Annotated in this window: 20 protein-coding genes and 1 tRNA gene; 6 read left to right on the top strand and 15 right to left on the bottom strand. The window is 50.2% G+C overall.

The window, feature by feature from the left end:
- Positions 1 to 28: 28 nt before the first annotated feature.
- On the bottom strand, positions 29 to 1,114 hold the full coding sequence (gene dctP / locus RX717_RS05585; RefSeq protein WP_107630739.1) for a C4-dicarboxylate TRAP transporter substrate-binding protein: 1,086 nt from the start codon (positions 1,112 to 1,114) through the stop codon (positions 29 to 31).
- Between the two features lie 55 nt (positions 1,115 to 1,169).
- Entirely contained in the window at positions 1,170 to 2,114 is a 945-nt protein-coding gene (locus RX717_RS05580; RefSeq protein ID WP_442908798.1) for an alcohol dehydrogenase catalytic domain-containing protein, read from the bottom strand.
- Positions 2,115 to 2,492: 378 nt separating this feature from the next.
- On the opposite strand from RX717_RS05580, the gene RX717_RS05575 reads away from it, so the two are divergent.
- The 4 genes from RX717_RS05575 to RX717_RS15960 all read left to right on the top strand — a co-directional run bounded on the left by RX717_RS05575 (position 2,493) and on the right by RX717_RS15960 (position 4,352).
- Positions 2,493 to 3,161: a GntR family transcriptional regulator gene (locus tag RX717_RS05575; RefSeq protein ID WP_054328447.1), complete on the top strand. Its 669-nt coding sequence runs from the start codon at positions 2,493 to 2,495 to the stop codon at positions 3,159 to 3,161.
- A 23-nt stretch (positions 3,162 to 3,184) separates the two neighbouring features.
- The gene (locus RX717_RS05570; RefSeq protein WP_054328446.1) at positions 3,185 to 3,616 is read left to right on the top strand and encodes a hypothetical protein; all 432 of its coding nucleotides are present in this window, start codon (positions 3,185 to 3,187) and stop codon (positions 3,614 to 3,616) included.
- Positions 3,617 to 3,705: 89 nt separating this feature from the next.
- Complete coding sequence (locus RX717_RS15965) at positions 3,706 to 3,960, top strand: DUF1847 domain-containing protein (RefSeq protein ID WP_442908797.1); 255 nt, start codon at positions 3,706 to 3,708, stop codon at positions 3,958 to 3,960.
- A gap of 47 nt (positions 3,961 to 4,007) precedes the next feature.
- The gene (locus tag RX717_RS15960) at positions 4,008 to 4,352 is read left to right on the top strand and encodes a DUF1847 domain-containing protein (protein ID WP_442908796.1); all 345 of its coding nucleotides are present in this window, start codon (positions 4,008 to 4,010) and stop codon (positions 4,350 to 4,352) included.
- Between the two features lie 418 nt (positions 4,353 to 4,770).
- Here RX717_RS15960 and RX717_RS05560 read toward each other — a convergent pair whose 3' ends face one another.
- From RX717_RS05560 to RX717_RS05505, 13 genes are all read right to left on the bottom strand, one after another.
- Complete coding sequence (locus RX717_RS05560) at positions 4,771 to 5,205, bottom strand: hypothetical protein (protein ID WP_316960613.1); 435 nt, start codon at positions 5,203 to 5,205, stop codon at positions 4,771 to 4,773.
- A gap of 153 nt (positions 5,206 to 5,358) precedes the next feature.
- On the bottom strand, positions 5,359 to 5,619 hold the full coding sequence (locus RX717_RS05555; RefSeq protein ID WP_316960612.1) for a hypothetical protein: 261 nt from the start codon (positions 5,617 to 5,619) through the stop codon (positions 5,359 to 5,361).
- Between the two features lie 300 nt (positions 5,620 to 5,919).
- Positions 5,920 to 6,483, bottom strand: coding sequence for a hypothetical protein (locus tag RX717_RS05550; RefSeq protein ID WP_147574501.1), 564 nt, complete (start codon positions 6,481 to 6,483; stop codon positions 5,920 to 5,922).
- A 25-nt stretch (positions 6,484 to 6,508) separates the two neighbouring features.
- The gene (locus tag RX717_RS05545; protein WP_147574502.1) at positions 6,509 to 6,802 is read right to left on the bottom strand and encodes a hypothetical protein; all 294 of its coding nucleotides are present in this window, start codon (positions 6,800 to 6,802) and stop codon (positions 6,509 to 6,511) included.
- A gap of 14 nt (positions 6,803 to 6,816) precedes the next feature.
- Complete coding sequence (locus tag RX717_RS05540) at positions 6,817 to 7,056, bottom strand: hypothetical protein (protein ID WP_316960611.1); 240 nt, start codon at positions 7,054 to 7,056, stop codon at positions 6,817 to 6,819.
- Positions 7,053 to 7,445 carry a hypothetical protein gene (locus tag RX717_RS05535; RefSeq protein ID WP_316960610.1) on the bottom strand — a complete coding sequence of 131 codons (393 nt, stop codon included), beginning with the start codon at positions 7,443 to 7,445 and terminating at the stop codon, positions 7,053 to 7,055. Before RX717_RS05535 ends, RX717_RS05540 begins: the two co-directional genes overlap by 4 nt.
- Before the next feature lie 90 nt (positions 7,446 to 7,535).
- Positions 7,536 to 7,847 carry a hypothetical protein gene (locus tag RX717_RS05530; RefSeq protein ID WP_107630745.1) on the bottom strand — a complete coding sequence of 104 codons (312 nt, stop codon included), beginning with the start codon at positions 7,845 to 7,847 and terminating at the stop codon, positions 7,536 to 7,538.
- 473 nt (positions 7,848 to 8,320) lie between these two features.
- The gene (locus RX717_RS05525; RefSeq protein ID WP_107630746.1) at positions 8,321 to 10,858 is read right to left on the bottom strand and encodes a DEAD/DEAH box helicase; all 2,538 of its coding nucleotides are present in this window, start codon (positions 10,856 to 10,858) and stop codon (positions 8,321 to 8,323) included.
- 330 nt (positions 10,859 to 11,188) lie between these two features.
- Positions 11,189 to 11,536 carry a KilA-N domain-containing protein gene (locus RX717_RS15955; protein ID WP_442908806.1) on the bottom strand — a complete coding sequence of 116 codons (348 nt, stop codon included), beginning with the start codon at positions 11,534 to 11,536 and terminating at the stop codon, positions 11,189 to 11,191.
- Between the two features lie 14 nt (positions 11,537 to 11,550).
- Positions 11,551 to 11,763, bottom strand: a complete 213-nt coding sequence (locus RX717_RS05520; RefSeq protein WP_316960609.1) for a hypothetical protein — start codon at positions 11,761 to 11,763, stop codon at positions 11,551 to 11,553.
- A gap of 71 nt (positions 11,764 to 11,834) precedes the next feature.
- The gene (locus RX717_RS05515; RefSeq protein WP_107630748.1) at positions 11,835 to 12,470 is read right to left on the bottom strand and encodes a recombinase family protein; all 636 of its coding nucleotides are present in this window, start codon (positions 12,468 to 12,470) and stop codon (positions 11,835 to 11,837) included.
- 212 nt (positions 12,471 to 12,682) lie between these two features.
- A tRNA-Arg gene (locus RX717_RS05510) sits at positions 12,683 to 12,759 on the bottom strand.
- A 14-nt stretch (positions 12,760 to 12,773) separates the two neighbouring features.
- Positions 12,774 to 13,358: an epoxyqueuosine reductase QueH gene (locus tag RX717_RS05505; RefSeq protein ID WP_054328233.1), complete on the bottom strand. Its 585-nt coding sequence runs from the start codon at positions 13,356 to 13,358 to the stop codon at positions 12,774 to 12,776.
- A gap of 108 nt (positions 13,359 to 13,466) precedes the next feature.
- Between RX717_RS05505 and RX717_RS05500 the strand changes: the two genes are divergently transcribed.
- Together RX717_RS05500 and RX717_RS05495 are read left to right on the top strand one after the other, a co-directional pair.
- Entirely contained in the window at positions 13,467 to 14,312 is an 846-nt protein-coding gene (locus tag RX717_RS05500) for an aminotransferase class IV (RefSeq protein WP_107630766.1), read from the top strand.
- A gap of 15 nt (positions 14,313 to 14,327) precedes the next feature.
- A complete protein-coding gene (locus RX717_RS05495; protein WP_107630767.1) occupies positions 14,328 to 15,185 on the top strand; it encodes an NAD(P)/FAD-dependent oxidoreductase in 858 nt (285 codons plus the stop codon).
- Positions 15,186 to 15,244 lie beyond the last annotated feature (59 nt).

Raw genomic sequence — 15,244 nt, 5'->3', positions numbered from 1 at the left:
AGAAAACAGATTATGTGTTGTTGTCGGATTATGCAGCGGCGCCGGTCGAAATCCCTTTCACGGTGTCATACAGGCCTTCGGTCCAGCCCAGGGTGCTGGAGGCTTCGTCGAAGAACTTCTGCGCAGCCTCAACCCACTGTGCCTTCTCGTCGTCGGTCAGCTCGATAACGGTTACGCCCGCGTCCTTCATGCCCTGCTCGGCTTCTTCCGTTGCCGCGTCGTACAGCTCGTTGTTATACAGGCCCGCTTCGTCCGCGCATTCCATCAGGATCTGCTGCTGCTCTTCAGTCAGGGTGGTGAAGAAAGACTCGCCGCAAATCCACATCGAGGTAGCCAGGATGTGCTCGTTCTTGGTCAGGTACTTGGCAACCTCCTGGAAGGAACGGTTGTAGAGGGAGGTGATCGGGTTCTCAACCGCATCGATCGTGCCGCCGCTCATGGCCTGGTAAACGTCGCCCATATCCATGCCGACCGGCGTTGCGCCCAGGTCCTCAAAGCTTCTGACCGACAGGTCGTTGGAAGATACACGCAGCTTCAGGCCGGACAGGTCGGACGGGGTGCGAACCTCCTTGATGGAGAGGATGTCGCGCGCGCCGTAAATCCAGTTGGAGGTCAGAACACGCAGGCCGCCGGTGCTTGCCAGCTGGTCGCACAGGTCAGCATACCAGTCGCTGTCCAGCACAGCCCACAGTTCATCCCAGCTCTCAAATGTATACGGCGCATAGAAGATACCGAAATCCGGCACGCCGTAATCTGCGAGGAACGCGCCGTCCGCAACCGTAATCACGCTTTCGCCCATCAGCATCTGGTCGATCAGGTCGTTTTTCTTACCTAACGTAGAGTTCGGGAACAGCTCAAGCTGAATCGAGCCGCCAGACTTCTCCTCAACCAGCTCTTTCCACTTCTCAGCCGCCTGTGCCGCCGGCTCGGTGGTCGCGTTCTCATAGCCAACATTGATTGTAACGGTAGCACCCGCATCATTCGACGCAGGCTCGTCCCCCGCCGTACCGTTCGCCGTCGTGTCCGTGCTGCTGTTGCCGCACGCCGCAAGGCCTGCCATCATCGCTCCGCAAAGCAGGGTGGCCATCATCCTCTTTGTCCATTTCGTTTTCATGCTGATTCTCCTTTTCTCACTTTTTTATTTCACTTCACCGCCGCATATCGGTTCTTCAGGTGAAGTCGATCACAACTTTCAGCATTTTTCCTGCGTTAGCGGAAAACTCCTCAAACGCCTGCGGCGCGTCCGTCCACTTGTAGGTGTTGGTGACGATCTTCTCCAAATCGATGCCGCCCGATTTCACCAGATCAATCAGCTCCACAAAGTCCTTTTTCATCGCGTTGCGCGAGCCGTAAATGTTCAGCTCTTTTTTCTGGATGATCGTAAAAAAGAAATTGTCTAAGTTGCGCTTGGATACGCCGATCAGCACCACGCGCGCGCCGAAGCAGGCCGCGTCAATACAGTTCATGAACGTCTCCGGCATGCCGACCGCCTCGATCGTCACATCGAACCCATTCCCGTCGGTCAGCGCGGCGACACCCTTTGCGAACGCCTCCGGCGACTCGTTGAGCAGCTTGTAGTCCAGGCCGAATGTCCGGCAGGCATACTCGAGCTTGTCCGGTGCCACATCGCAGATCGTGACCTCGGCCCCCTTCGCCTTGGCCGCGACTGCGGCCAGCACGCCAATCGTGCCAGCGCCGACCACCAGCACCTTTTCGCCCGCCTTGACGTTTGCCCGCTGCACGCCGTGGTAGCTGATGCAGAATGGCTCGATCAGCGTCAACACCTTGGGGTCCAGCCCCTTGCCGTCGTAAATGCGCTCGACCGGCATGGTGATGTATTCGGCAAACGCCCCCTCGCGCTGCACCCCCATCGTCTCGTTGCCCGTGCAGGCATTGACCAAGCCTCTCCTGCACGAATAACATGTCCCGCAGTTGAAATACGGATTACAGGTTACGATCATGCCCGGCTTAAGCCCTTCCTCGTTTTCGTCGATCTCCACGATCTCCGCCGAAAACTCGTGTCCTGGTATACGCGGATACGATACATATGCGTTCGCACCCCGATAGGAGCCGAGGTCGCTTCCGCAGATACCCCCGTACAGAAGCTTGAGCAACGCTTCCCCGGCTTCCTTACCGGTTTTTCAATTTCTTTGAGGACGACTTTCCCTGGCTTTTCTATGCAGATTGCTTTCATCTTTAACGGAATCCCTCCAAACCGACATTTTCCGGATCTCGGTGTCCGGACGCTGCACTGCGCGCGCCGCAGTTTGGGCTACAACTTGTATCCCAGATGTACCTTACGCAACCATTTTATTCCCCTTTCCCATTATTGTCAATGACACTTTATCAAAAACAAACAAAATTGTAAGATTAACCAATTTGTAAGCAAGCATTATGTCTAAATTAACAATTTATTTTTACTTGTATCCCTATTGCATATTACTGAAAAGCGCAATATAATTAATTTATATACTCTTTCGGAGGTGCGGATCATGGCGGTCCAAAAAGAGCCCTCAATGCAGTCCAAGGCTTACCATTTTATCAAAAACAAAATCACTTCGTGCGAATATGCTCCAAACCAGCTGCTCAGCGAATCCCTGCTTCAGGAAGAGCTTGGTTTTTCCCGCACGCCTGTCCGCGAGGCGATCAGCCGCCTGGCGCAGGAGGGTCTGCTCAAGGTGTTTCCCAAGCGCGGCATCGTTGTGTCCGGCATCACCGTCAGCGATATCCGCATGATTTTTGAGGTGCGCACCTTGGTCGAGCCATACGCGCTGCGCACCTGCGGCGATAACATCAACCAGCATGAGATCGAGCGCTTCTCCCAAATCTTTCACGATTTTGAAACGACCAATAATTGTCCGGATTTCTATGAACTGGACGACCGATTCCATCTTTTCCTGATTTCCGCCCTGCAGAATGATTATCTGCTTGACCTGTATGCACGCATCCAAACGCAGAATATCCGGCTGCGCATCATGAGCGGTCAGTCCATCGACCGCCGCCTGCAGGAGTCGATGGAGGAGCATGCGCAGATCGCTGACGCCTGCCTTGCGCGGAACTGGGAGCTTGCCGCATCCGCGATGCTGCAGCATCTGGAATTTTCCAAGCAGTCCGCTTTGACCACGATCCTGCGGTTCCGCAGCGACACAGATATTATTTAATTTGCTGAGAGGAGCAATTTCCAATGGACCATGCAACAGAACAGTCTTATTACAAGCGCTTCCGCGCGGCGGCGATCCGGTTTGAGGTTATCGGCGGCGCATTGCTGGCAATCGGCATTGGCGCCAATTTCATTTTCGGCACCTCCATGCTGGCTGTCAGCCTGATTTTCGCAGGTCCCGGCGCCCTTCTTTTGATCCTCGGCGGGTCCAGCCTGCGGCCGCACAACCTCGTAAAAGCGTTTGCCCAGCAATGCATGCGCGAACCGAGCCGCGAAATGGCCCAAGGCCTTCTGGATGCGCTGCACTCGTCAAAAAGAATCCGGCTGATGGGACGTTCTATCCAAGTGGTCCAGGCCGCGGTTGAGGTCTATGCCAATACCGAAGACGCGGATCCGGATATTGTGGACCAGCTTCGCCGTACAGTGGCGGACAGTGTGGTTAAGAAGATGTTTTAATCAGTGTTATGCTACCCCAGAGATTCGCATTTCTACTGCAAAAAAAAATGACATTGAAAACGAGCCTCGGTATAATAATTTTAAAAGGAGTGACTGGTAAGAAAATCAATCCGAGCTGTGTAGACTACGGCATTATGAACTGCCGTACGCTGGACAAACACTGGCCTGATTTTTGTCTGACGACCAATCTGGAAGAGGGGGAGTTAGACCGTATTCTGGAGCGGTATATGGAACCGGACAACAGTAAATATTCCTTGGCTTCAGCCGAGGTAGAGTACGAGGGATACCGTCTTCTGACGCGAGTTGAGGAAATCATCGCTGTAGCCCGTAAAATAAGCGCTTAAAAACGGGGATCGCTACTTGTGACGGTCTAATTGAGGGATCTCGTATTTTGGCGCGCATTTTGCATGTACATGGGTTTGATGTATATGGTGTTATCTGCAAAGTCGGAGCTACGTCCAAAAGCTGCATTGGAATTCCGAAAGAGTGTGAGGAGGTTGGTGTTTCTATATGCAACCCTATCATGCGGGCGGAACGTCTCAACAAAGCGCAAACCGATTTGAATATCGTCGTTGGTTTATGTGTTGGCCACGACAGTCTATTCTACAAATATTCCAATGCGTTTTGCACAACTGCTATTACCGAAGACCGTGTTTTAGGTCACAATCCTGCCGCTGCTCTGTATGGTACATCCTGCTACTATGCTCGGCTATTGAAAGGCGACGAGGACAAATAAAACAAACCGTCTTTGCCTGTGTTTTATACAGCAGGTAAAGACGGTTCTCCATTTTTATTTTATCCGTTGTTTATGAAGAAAAACCTTCGTACACTTTTGGTCGGCAGGCGTATTGAACGCCGACATATGACCTATACTTGGCGCGATGTTGCATTATATCCCTTGGCCGTTGGGTCTAAGGAAGATAATCTTCAGTACACTAAAACACTTCCTACGTTCAGCGCACTTCCATACTGGGGTACCACAAACATTTCTCCTCTCCTGCCTCGCCCCGAACCGGCAGCTTTGTTGGCTGATAAATTTATCCACAGCACAGTCGCCCCTCTTCATTGCCGATCGAGAAGCTGCCCTGCACGATATCCGCCTGATACTTGCATCGGTCTGGGTGTCCACAGCAGGAGGTATGGTCTGATCCGTGTCACCGCCCGTTTGCCTCTACACCATCGTATAAGAGATCGTTGCCCTCCTCGCTCTTGGTTCCCTTCGAGGTGTAGGCCTGTCCTACGGACAGCGGCAAAGCGATATAGGCGACTGTGCGTGCGAGCGCCCCCGCCTGATCAAACTCCTGAATCGTCACATCCAGGTTGCCGGCGCCGTTTCCGACATAACGGAAACCGTACTGTGCATTGTCATAGAACAAAAAGATCTTCTGGTCGCCCTGGACAATAACCGAGATCATGCTTCCCTCGGCGCAGACGGGCTGGTTATCCTCCACCCACGCTACCGGATCCTGTTGGCCGTTTTGGTATACATAAACGGCCAACGGACAGGCGGCGGTATACTTTCTGGCCTGCCATTCTTCCAGCCGCTTATATTGCTCATACAGATCACGATGCTTCTCATTGTCTTTCAAAAATTCGATCTAGCCGGTTTGGGGTTCCTCAAAGCGTGCGGCATAGCCATCCTTTTTCCCGCTCACCTGCTCGATTAATTTGTCAAACGTTTCATCCCCCACGAAAAGTGCATCCCAACAGATTTCGTAATAGCGGATGGCCTCATCACAATCTTAGAGCAGCGCGCCGTATCCCAGATCGACGGCGGCCAGATAATTTTGGGCAAGCCTGATGTTTTCTTCTTCATCCGCCTGTATTCCCGTCAGGAATTCGTTTTTTGTGTCCGAATACACCTGATTTAACAGCGATTCCACGATCACAGTAGCCGCCAGCTTGCTCATCTGTTCAATTTTCTTATCATTATCCGTCAAGAAATTGACGATAAGCCCCATCCCTTTATAGGCGGCATGGATGGTTTCCAGTTCCGGCAACATTACCAGCTTGATACCTTTCCAAATGAACTCATTCAGTAGATAGCCGGCCTCCTAGATACTGGCTGTCACACAGCTCTTTCCTATAAAATCGGTCAATGCGTCCCCCGTGCAGCTTTTCATGGCAGTTTTCCAACGCTGTCCACCACTTAGCGGAATCGACAAAGCCGCCCTCCTCCAGAAGCTGAAGCAGGGTTTCACCGGGGGGTATCGTTGTAGAGCAGGTCGCTATATGTGGTTTGGTCCTGGAGGCTTCCATCCTCCTTTTCTGCAAACTGTATCGTGGCGCGGCACAGACTCAGCTCAAAATCCGGCGTTTCCTGCCCGACGACAAGGCGGCAACCGGTCGCCGATGTTATCAATTGCGCAGGGAACCACGCTGCTGCCTGCATTTCCACAGGCGATTTTGACTCCGGCCAGATACCGGTAGCCCAGCGCGGCCTGTTCTTCCTCGGTTAGTTCCAGAAAGCTCTGCTGCTCTGGAACAAGCGGCGCGACCGTTTCATCTGAGGAATACCACTCGATATCCGCCTGCGTCAGCTCGACCTCCGTATCGATCTGCATGAACATCGAAATATCCACGGCATATTCCGTCTGGCTGAATTCCGCTGCGCCGATCGGCCGGTCCGGCGTCGTCATGGGTACATACTGCACATAAACTGAGTAGTCGATCGTGGAAATCAACGGATAGCCGCTGTTGTAGTAGCCAGTGTCGCGGATCCAAACATCGTCGTCGCCGTTCAGCTCATGCACGGTCTTCCGCTTTTTCAACTCGCGGGCGGTTCTGGCCTGCGCGTCGGTCGCTGTACCTGTTTCATCCAGATAGCAGGAGTAATTCAGCGCGGCGCTTGCGCTCAGCATAGCCACAGGCTCGCCCTGCACCGTGCCGGCATTATAAACGCCGTTCAGGCGCACCGATCCAGCGATTGATGCAACGATGCCTGCCGGCGTTGAAGTAGCGTTCGATTGCCACGTCGTTGCCAGCCCCTTGGCGGTATGTTATCGCACTGGCAATGCCGCCAACACTTTTGGTGCGGCCGGGCACATTACCCAGATTCCAGCAATCACTGACGCTTTTATGTGCAAGCCCCATGATCCCGCCAACATCATGTTCACCGATGATCGTGCCAACATTATAGCAGTTTTTTATCCGGAATATATCACAATAACCAGTGATACCACCCACATGGATATTGCCGGTTATTTTCCGCTGTTTGAGTTTTTATCAATTATAATCTCACACCAATTATCTTCCATGCCGCCAATAATTCCGCCTGTACGGTCACCTCCCTGCACGGCAGCGCTATGGCAATTGGAAATGGTTGAATAGTTTCCGCTATTTGACCACCTTGCATAACCTGCGATACCCCCAACATTTTCCTTTCCGATAATCAGGGATTCTTCCAGTGAAAGATTTTGTACATTCGTCCAGCTATTCAACTTTCGAATAACCCCAAAAGCCCGACTTTTTCCTGCTCCGGTAGATTGATGTACACACTGCGGACGGCATAGCCCCTCCCATCCAATTGTCCACGAAAAGTATTGGTTACATTGCCGATCGGCGTCCATTGGTTTTTCGGCGCGGTGTCTTCATCCCAGCTCTGCCGGTCACTCGTATCATTGAGATAGATATCATTGGTCAGCGCCGCATAGCGAAGGCCAAATGTACCGTCATTGGCCGCCTGCTCGAATTTTGCCAACTGCGCGCCGTTTGCGATCAGGTAAGGAGCGCTTTCTGTGCCGCTGCCGCCAGCATAGCTTTCCGCAGCCGTGCCGTCCCAGATCTCCGGCTGCGCGCGCTGGTATGCCGCGAACGCCCACACCAGCACATGCCAACCAGCAGGGCGCAGGTCAAAATCAGGCTGATTACTCCTTTTTCACCAATTATGCCCCCACACATGGGGGCATCCGATGGTGAGTCACTTGCCCTGTCCGCATCCAGCCCGTTCTCCTGCAGCTCGCGGCGCAGACGGCTGAGCGTTACGGGCATCATTCCCAGAAACGTAGCAATATGCTTGTTGCTGACCGTATCGATCAACCCCCTCTCCGTCAATGAAATAACCGCGCAACACCCCATTCATGAGGAAATATACGTTGGTCTGCATATCCTCTTCACGGATCAAAAGCTCGCTCTTTTTCAGGTGGCGCATATATACAGGCGGAAGCAGCCGCTGATTCAGTTCATCATCCTGCAAAAGCATTGCATCGCTCAGGAATTCCAGGATCGTCATTTCCAAATCCCTCTTTGCTTGATTCACAATATCATTATAATCGAATCATTTTCGGCCAGCATTATTATAAGATAATTATTTCTCAGCAGCGGCGAAAAAAATATTATGTCATGGCTGTGCGCAAACAAAAAAGCCGCCTGTTTTATTAAACAAGCGACTTTTCGTGCAAAGGACGGTTAAAATCGATATTTTCGATGCTACACCGCTTTCGATGGAGGCACCCAATCTTCTGGCCGGCAGCGCACTTTTGCGTCATAAATTCGAAGCCTCATTACGGTGCAAAATTTGCGCAGAAAGTGCTTTTCCTGACTGAGCATTGAAATAGCGAAGGGTGGAACGACCGAAGTGAGAGAAACCCCAAAAGGATCACTTATAGATATCGGATTCCCAAACTTCATATGGAAACCCGCATCGAATGAGATTCTTTCTAATAACTAAAAAGTAGCAACCCCGAGGGCTATACTCCCGCTTCCTTATTTTGTTTTGTGGTAGTATTCCTCTGAATACTGTTCGGAAAAATCTTCAACATTCAGACGATGCAATGTTAAAAGTTCTTGCAAGGTAGTATCCGTTATTTCATCTAAGTAATATGGCTTTAATTCTTTGATAAATCCTTTAATCCGATCCTTTAGATTTTTGAGTTTTCCACGCCGAATTATTCTGACCTCATGTGTAAAGTCCCCTTCATAAGACAATGTTTTTGTCGGAATAATTATAAATCTATCTACAACTGCCTTTCGACCGTATTGCTCTTCAAACCATGCACAATGGTTGTTCATTTGTCCAGCCTCGTGCTTGGAGATTTCTGAGCGGGTTTCGGATACCTCACTTTTGCATTCAAATAGAAGATAATGATTATTTGAACCACACCAAAGATTATCAGGGCCTTTTCGGATTTCTTTGTCTGGACGTTGACTGACGTAACCAAGTAATTCACCAACGTCCTTTAATGCCAATTCAAACTTATCAGCTCCAATGCCAAAAGATAGATTATCTAATGTTGCATTGACTGCCAGAGACAATTCATTGTAGTCAGAAAATTTTCGCATATATGCTCTGACATTGTTCAGTCGATCTTGATGTATATAGGAAATTTTTGTGTAATCAATTCCTACACTCGGTTTCAATAGCTGAGGATTATTCTTAAATGCACTTTTTTGAATTTCGATAGATTTTGCAACACTTGTCGGATATGTATATCTCGCTAATTGTTGTAAATACCATCCTTTTTCTGTGTCATCAATATTAAGTTCGTCAATCAATTTTTGCATGGAAGAAGCAGCTTTCTCATACTCACCATCTCCGAAAAATCGCTCAGCTTGGCGCTCTTTTAGAAGTCTATCATATATTGGAAGCTCCATACCATCTTCTTCGACTGTATCCATTTCAGAAGTATAATACTCTTTCCACCCTTCATCACGCGCTAACATTTGATTTATTAACGAGATTACGACTTTTATAGGACTTTCCGCTTCGTTATAATCCTCTTTTGCCATGTCAGCAATGGCAATTCCAATTTCAATTTGTTTTCGCGTTTGTGGCGAGAAAAATTTGTTGGTTGCAATACTCCGCATAAAGCGAACTAATTCGGATCCGATTATTAGAATAGCGCAATAATCTTTTTCACCACGGACGCCTCGACCTATACCCTGCTCAATTTTCTGAGCGATTCGTTTATTGATTAACTCGCTGTTCGGACAAGCTTGTTCTTCATAACGATCCGCGAGACTGTCGAAATACGGGAGACTATCCATGATAAGTATTCTGCAACTCTCGTCGGGCAAATCAATGCCATCATACCTATTATTGATTACAACAATTTTTGAAAAATTTCCTTTTTTCAGTTTGTCGAGTTCTTCAATAATGCTTCCAGCAGTAGTTGTAATCGCTCCTAAATTCTGATATTGCTTCCCATTTTTTGTGCTTGGAACCAATGCTACCATACCAAATTTTGAAGTGGATATTTTGCAAAACCCGGTGACAATCAAATCGTGATCGCAAGATTCTTCAACAAGCGATGGAATTATCAACATTTTTTCTCCCGACCACTTTTGGTTTGCATTCCGTAATGGATTCTTTACAGCTTCCAAACTGAAATCCAACCCTTTTACAAAAAAGGAATCATCTTGAGTCGTTGCCGACATTAAAACTCTATGTGCAGCCCGTGAAAAAGATCCAAAAGCACGAATGTTGACATTATACGGAGCAATTTCAATTTTAGTCCCAGAAATATAGCAGCAGTAGTTTCTTATCTGATCGCGAATAAGTGGCCATGCGTAATATATTTGTTTGTCTTCTTGCGCAGTAGATAAAATTTTTAGAACTTCTGTTTTTTTGCTATCCCAGTTCCAATAAGGAACCGCCATAAAGGTATTATAGTCCCCCGTTTGAATGTCGAGCCAACTCCCTTCACCTTGCTCAACCATATCATCTTCAAAAAGCGTCAGAATTTTGAAGTAAATTTCAGGACTTGCGGTTTTACTTATTGAAATGGTAAAGGCACTTTTGATTGTATCTATACAAGCGTGTGAGTCATCCAAAAGAACAGTACCTACCTTTACATAGTTATTGCCTATTCCAAATACAGATCGCCCGTTAAACACCTTCTGGACATGTGTAATAAGCACTTTAGAGCCTGAAAGGAAATCATTTGGAATTTCAGTACCTTCATCAAAAGTACAAAAAGGAATGCCAAATTTATCAGCTTCAGAGCACACCTGCTTAACAAGGTATTTATTAGGACAAATATAGAGGCAGGGACTCTCTTTTGAATTAAGTAAAGATTGAAGGATCAATAATCCTACTAATGTTTTCCCTTCGCCAGTATGCAACTTTATGATTAAATCCTTCTCCGCCCGACGCTTTTTATACCACTCGGTCAATACGGCTTCCTGTGCAGGGCGGAGGGGGCCGGCGACACTCTTTCGGTCTAAAGTTCCATATAATTCGATGGGATCGGTTTTTGGTTCTATCGCTCTACTTGCAAGTTTCTTTTTGAAATCGATTGCCATCAAAAAACCTCCTTATATAAATCATATAAATCGGACTATCATCCATCAAAGTAATTATATCCGACATTAGTTTTATCAAAATGAACGCAACAGAGTTGTCTCAGTTTTCCCCGCCCAGTGACAACTTTATCAATAGCATCTCAAACTTCGGGGCAATCCACAAATCAAATTCGCAGGCAATCATCGAATAAACAAATGCGTCTCCGGTTTTACTCTGCTTAGAAACAATACCGATTACCGTTGTTCTATCGGTCCGCAGTTTTGGCATCAATAATAAATCACCTTAGGGTTCAAGAACAAGGTTAGGTTTGTGCCTTACTCAACTGCTTTTTAGTGTTGTATCATCCGATAGCATTGTATCAAATCCAGCATAACCTCCGGAAACATCCATGCTTGGAACATTGTTGCTATCTCTGGATGTGCTGTTGTCCCGCCGCCCTTACCGCGACTTGTTCGCATCCCCATCGCCTGCGTTGTGCTAATCCACAAGGATGGAGTCAACGTGGTGCCGGTGGTCTTGACCGTATGGATCAGCTCATCGCAGGCGGCCTCTTGAAATCTGGGGTTATAGATTTTTTCCCATATCCGTAAATATTCGATTGTGGCGTTGCTTCTCATCCAGCTCTGTATAAGATATCCGGGACTGGAGGACTTCTTCTCCTTTGCGATTTCTGTCATAGAGACATAGGAGTTTACATTGACCTGATCGGCCCGCATCTTCTCACCCAGCGGCGATGGGAGAAAGCCCGGATCTTCTTCGTATCCAATTGTTCAAACAGCTTTTCAGAGAACTCATCCGCCTCTGCCTGGGTGATGAATCCTTTTTTTACTGCCCGCCGCAAAACTTTTTCCGTAGATATCTCATAAATCCACAGCGCCTCGATCTGCGCCTCCCTGTCTGTCATGGCAAACACCCCTCTCCATGTAAAAGTGCTGATAGGGATATTATACCAGACAGCCTGCTGCAAGAATAGCCTTAATTCGAGAGCATATCGAAATATTCCGCACATTGCAGTTCAATCTGTAAGCTGCCATCAGACTGGGCCAAAATGACATCGACCTTATTTTTGATCTCATCTTCGTCAAATGTACTCAGTTGTAACTTCTCACAGAGGGCTTCCTTGATCCTGTCCTCCGATATGGAAGGTGAATGCTGACAGAACTTTTTCCCATGCTCCACTCGACTGGCACAGCGCCAGACGATTTCGCCGGATGGTCTGGTAATACGGCGATAGTTACGGCCACATTCCGCGCAAACCAAAAGGCCGCTCAGTACACTCTGCGAGTTATACCGGGTTGCCCTTCTCTGATGGGTATCCTCATCTACATTGCTCCGTCTGCTTTTCTCTCCCTGAGCCAAAAAGAAATCATCAAAGCTGATGATATAGCCAATGTACTTTTGATTGGAAAGCAGATTGCTGAGAACTGGCTGTGTCCAGCATTCCCTGCCCTTAGGGGACGGAATATTCCTCTTGAACAGAAAATCAGCAATCCCGCCCAGGCTCATGCCGGAGAGGTATTGCTGATAGATCATTCTCACGATATTTGCTTTTTCCTGATCGACGGCCACATGGCCATTTGGTGCGAGATAATATCCGTATGGGATGCTCATAGCGAAGATGCTCCTCTCAGAATTTTTAATGCTACTTATATGGAGGTTTTCTCTAAGACATCATGAAGAAGTCGAGGATAAGTGGATTATAAACTTGCTAAAGAGAGACAGTGACTGTCATAGTCCTTCACTTTTATGGTTTCCAGGAAAATAGCGACCATGAAATAGAAAGAAACCCGCTTTTGACCTAAATCAAAAACAGGTTTCTTTGGTGGTACGCCCGATGCGATTCGAACGCACGGCCTTTGGAGTCGGAGTCCAACGCTCTATCCAGCTGAGCTACGGGCGCGGGTACAAAAAGTATTATACCAGCTTTTCCGCAGTTTGTAAAGCATCCACTTCCGGCTTTTTCTTTTTCGGCTTCTTTTTATAGCGGTCTTCTTCCGAGAAGATGCAGCCGCAGTATTTCTGCATGTACAGGCCCAGTTCACGCGCCCTGTCCTGCCCCTCGCGGAAGCGGGGCGAAAAGTCCCTGTGCAGGTACTGCACGCCGTATTTTTCCGCCGCCCGTTCGGCCGCCTCGCGCATGAGCGCATGGTTCTGGTACGGGCTGACGAACAGCGTGGACGTGAACTGGTCAAACCCATGCTCCGCCGCATAGCGTGCGGTTTCTTCAAACCGCAGAGTATAGCAGAATGTGCAGCGGTTGTCAAAATTGGGGTACACCCCCTCAATAAACCGCCGCAGGCCGTATTCATTTTCGATCTCCAGCTTGAGGTCAATGCTTTTCGCATACTCGACCAGCGTATTCTTGCGCATCTTATATTCCGTAAACGGATGGATATTCGGGTTGTACCAAAATCCCACCGGCTCGATGCCCTCCTGCCGCAGCGTATCGATGCAGGCGATCGAGCAGGGCGCGCAACAGATGTGCAGCAGCGTTTTCATGTGCTATCCCTCCCTCTGTTTTGTTATTCTATCATATTCCGGCCGCTCTTGCAAAGCCCGTCCAAAGCCGTTATACTGGAATCACAGAGAGAAAGGAGGCTTCCCCTTATGAAAGATATTGCCTACTACAATGGCGCGATCGGCCGCATCGACGAGATCCGCGCACCGATCACCGACCGCGGCCTTTACTTTGGCGACGGTGTTTACGACGCCGCTATGGTGCGGAACAAAAAAATATTCGCGCTCGCGGACCATCTTGACCGCTTTTATAACAGCCTGGCGCTGCTCCGTATCGATCCGCCAATGGAGCGGGACGCACTCGCCGCCGTGCTGAACGACCTTGTCGCCCGTCTGGATTCGGACGCGCCGCATATGCTCTACTGGCAGTCCACCCGCGCGGCGGCACACCGCATGCACGCGTTCCCCAAGGGTGCAAAATCCACCCTGATGGCTTTTTCCGAGGCGTGCAGCCTCGACAGGCAGGACAGGCCCTACAAGCTGATTACGGTTGAGGACACCCGCTTCCTGCACTGTAACATCAAAACGCTCAACCTCATCCCCAACTGCATGGCCATGCAGCGGGCAGCCGAGGCCGGCTGCGACGAGGTCGTATTCCATCGGGGCGAACGCGTGACCGAGGGCGCCCATTCCGGCCTTGCGATGCTTAAGGACGGTGTGTTCTGTACCCCGCCAGCGGACGAGCTGATCCTGCCCAGCATTACACGCAAGCACTTCCTCGAGCTGTGCGGTAAGCTCGGCATTCCGTCGCGCATCGCGCCGTTCACGGTCGATGAATTGCTACAGGCAGATGAAATCATGATCCTGTCTACTGGCTCGCACTGTATTGCGGTCAGCGAGATTGACGGGCGGCCGGTCGGCGGCCACGACGCCGACCGGCTGGACAGGCTGCAAACCGCTTATCAAGAGTGGTTCGACGCGCAAACCGCCGGATAAACGAAAGGAGCCGTTATGCCATCTATCCTCATTATCGGCGGCGGGCCGGCCGGACTGAGTGCCGCAATCTATGCCGCGCGTGCTAATATTCCAACCACCGTACTGTATAAGGATGGCGGCGCGCTGGGCAGGACGGAAAAAATCGAGAACTATTTCGGCTTTGTTGAGCCGCTTTCGGGTCCCGACCTACTGGCGCGCGGCCGCGCCCAGGCCGCCCGTCTGGGCGTGACCCTTACCGAAGCCGAGGTCACCGGTATCGAATACGCGGAAGTCGGCTTTTCTGTCAAATCCACAGGCGGCGCGTTCCCTGCGGACGCGGTTATTCTGGCAACGGGCGCGCCGCGCGCGGTCCCCCCAATCCCGGGCGTACTGAAATTTGAGGGGCGCGGCGTCAGCTATTGTGCGGTATGCGACGCTTTCTTTTACCGCGGCAAGCCGGTCGCTGTGCTGGGGCAGGGAGAGTATGCACTGGAGGAGACTCGCACCCTGCTGCCGGTCGCGTCCTCTGTTACGCTGCTGACAGCGGGCGGCGCGTTGCAGGCGGCTGTCCCCGCCGGCCTGTCGGTCGATACCCGTCTGGTCACGGCGGTCGAAGGTACCGATCGGGTGACGCAGGTCGTCTTTGAAAGCGGCGAACCGTTGCCGGTGGACGGTGTGTTCATCGCCTACGGCACGGCAGGCAGCGCGGATTTTGCCCGCAAGCTGGGCGCTCAGCTTGAAAACGGCCGCATCCAGACCGATATCGGCATGGCAACCGCAGTCCCCGGCCTGTTTGCGGCCGGAGACTGCACGGGAGGGCTACTACAGGTCTCCAAGGCCGTATCGGACGGAGCGCAGGCCGCTATGAGCGCGGTCAAATTCCTCCGCAAATAATGCTGTTTAATCTCCCCCGCCTGCCGGCGGGGGATTTTTCATTGACAAACGCTGTTCCA

The sequence above is a fragment of the Intestinibacillus sp. NTUH-41-i26 genome (genome assembly GCF_032769475.1).
GTDB lineage: Bacteria > Bacillota > Clostridia > Oscillospirales > Butyricicoccaceae > Agathobaculum > Agathobaculum ammoniilyticum.
Note: the sequence above shows the minus strand (reverse complement) of the source record. Positions and strands in the feature narration are given on the sequence as shown.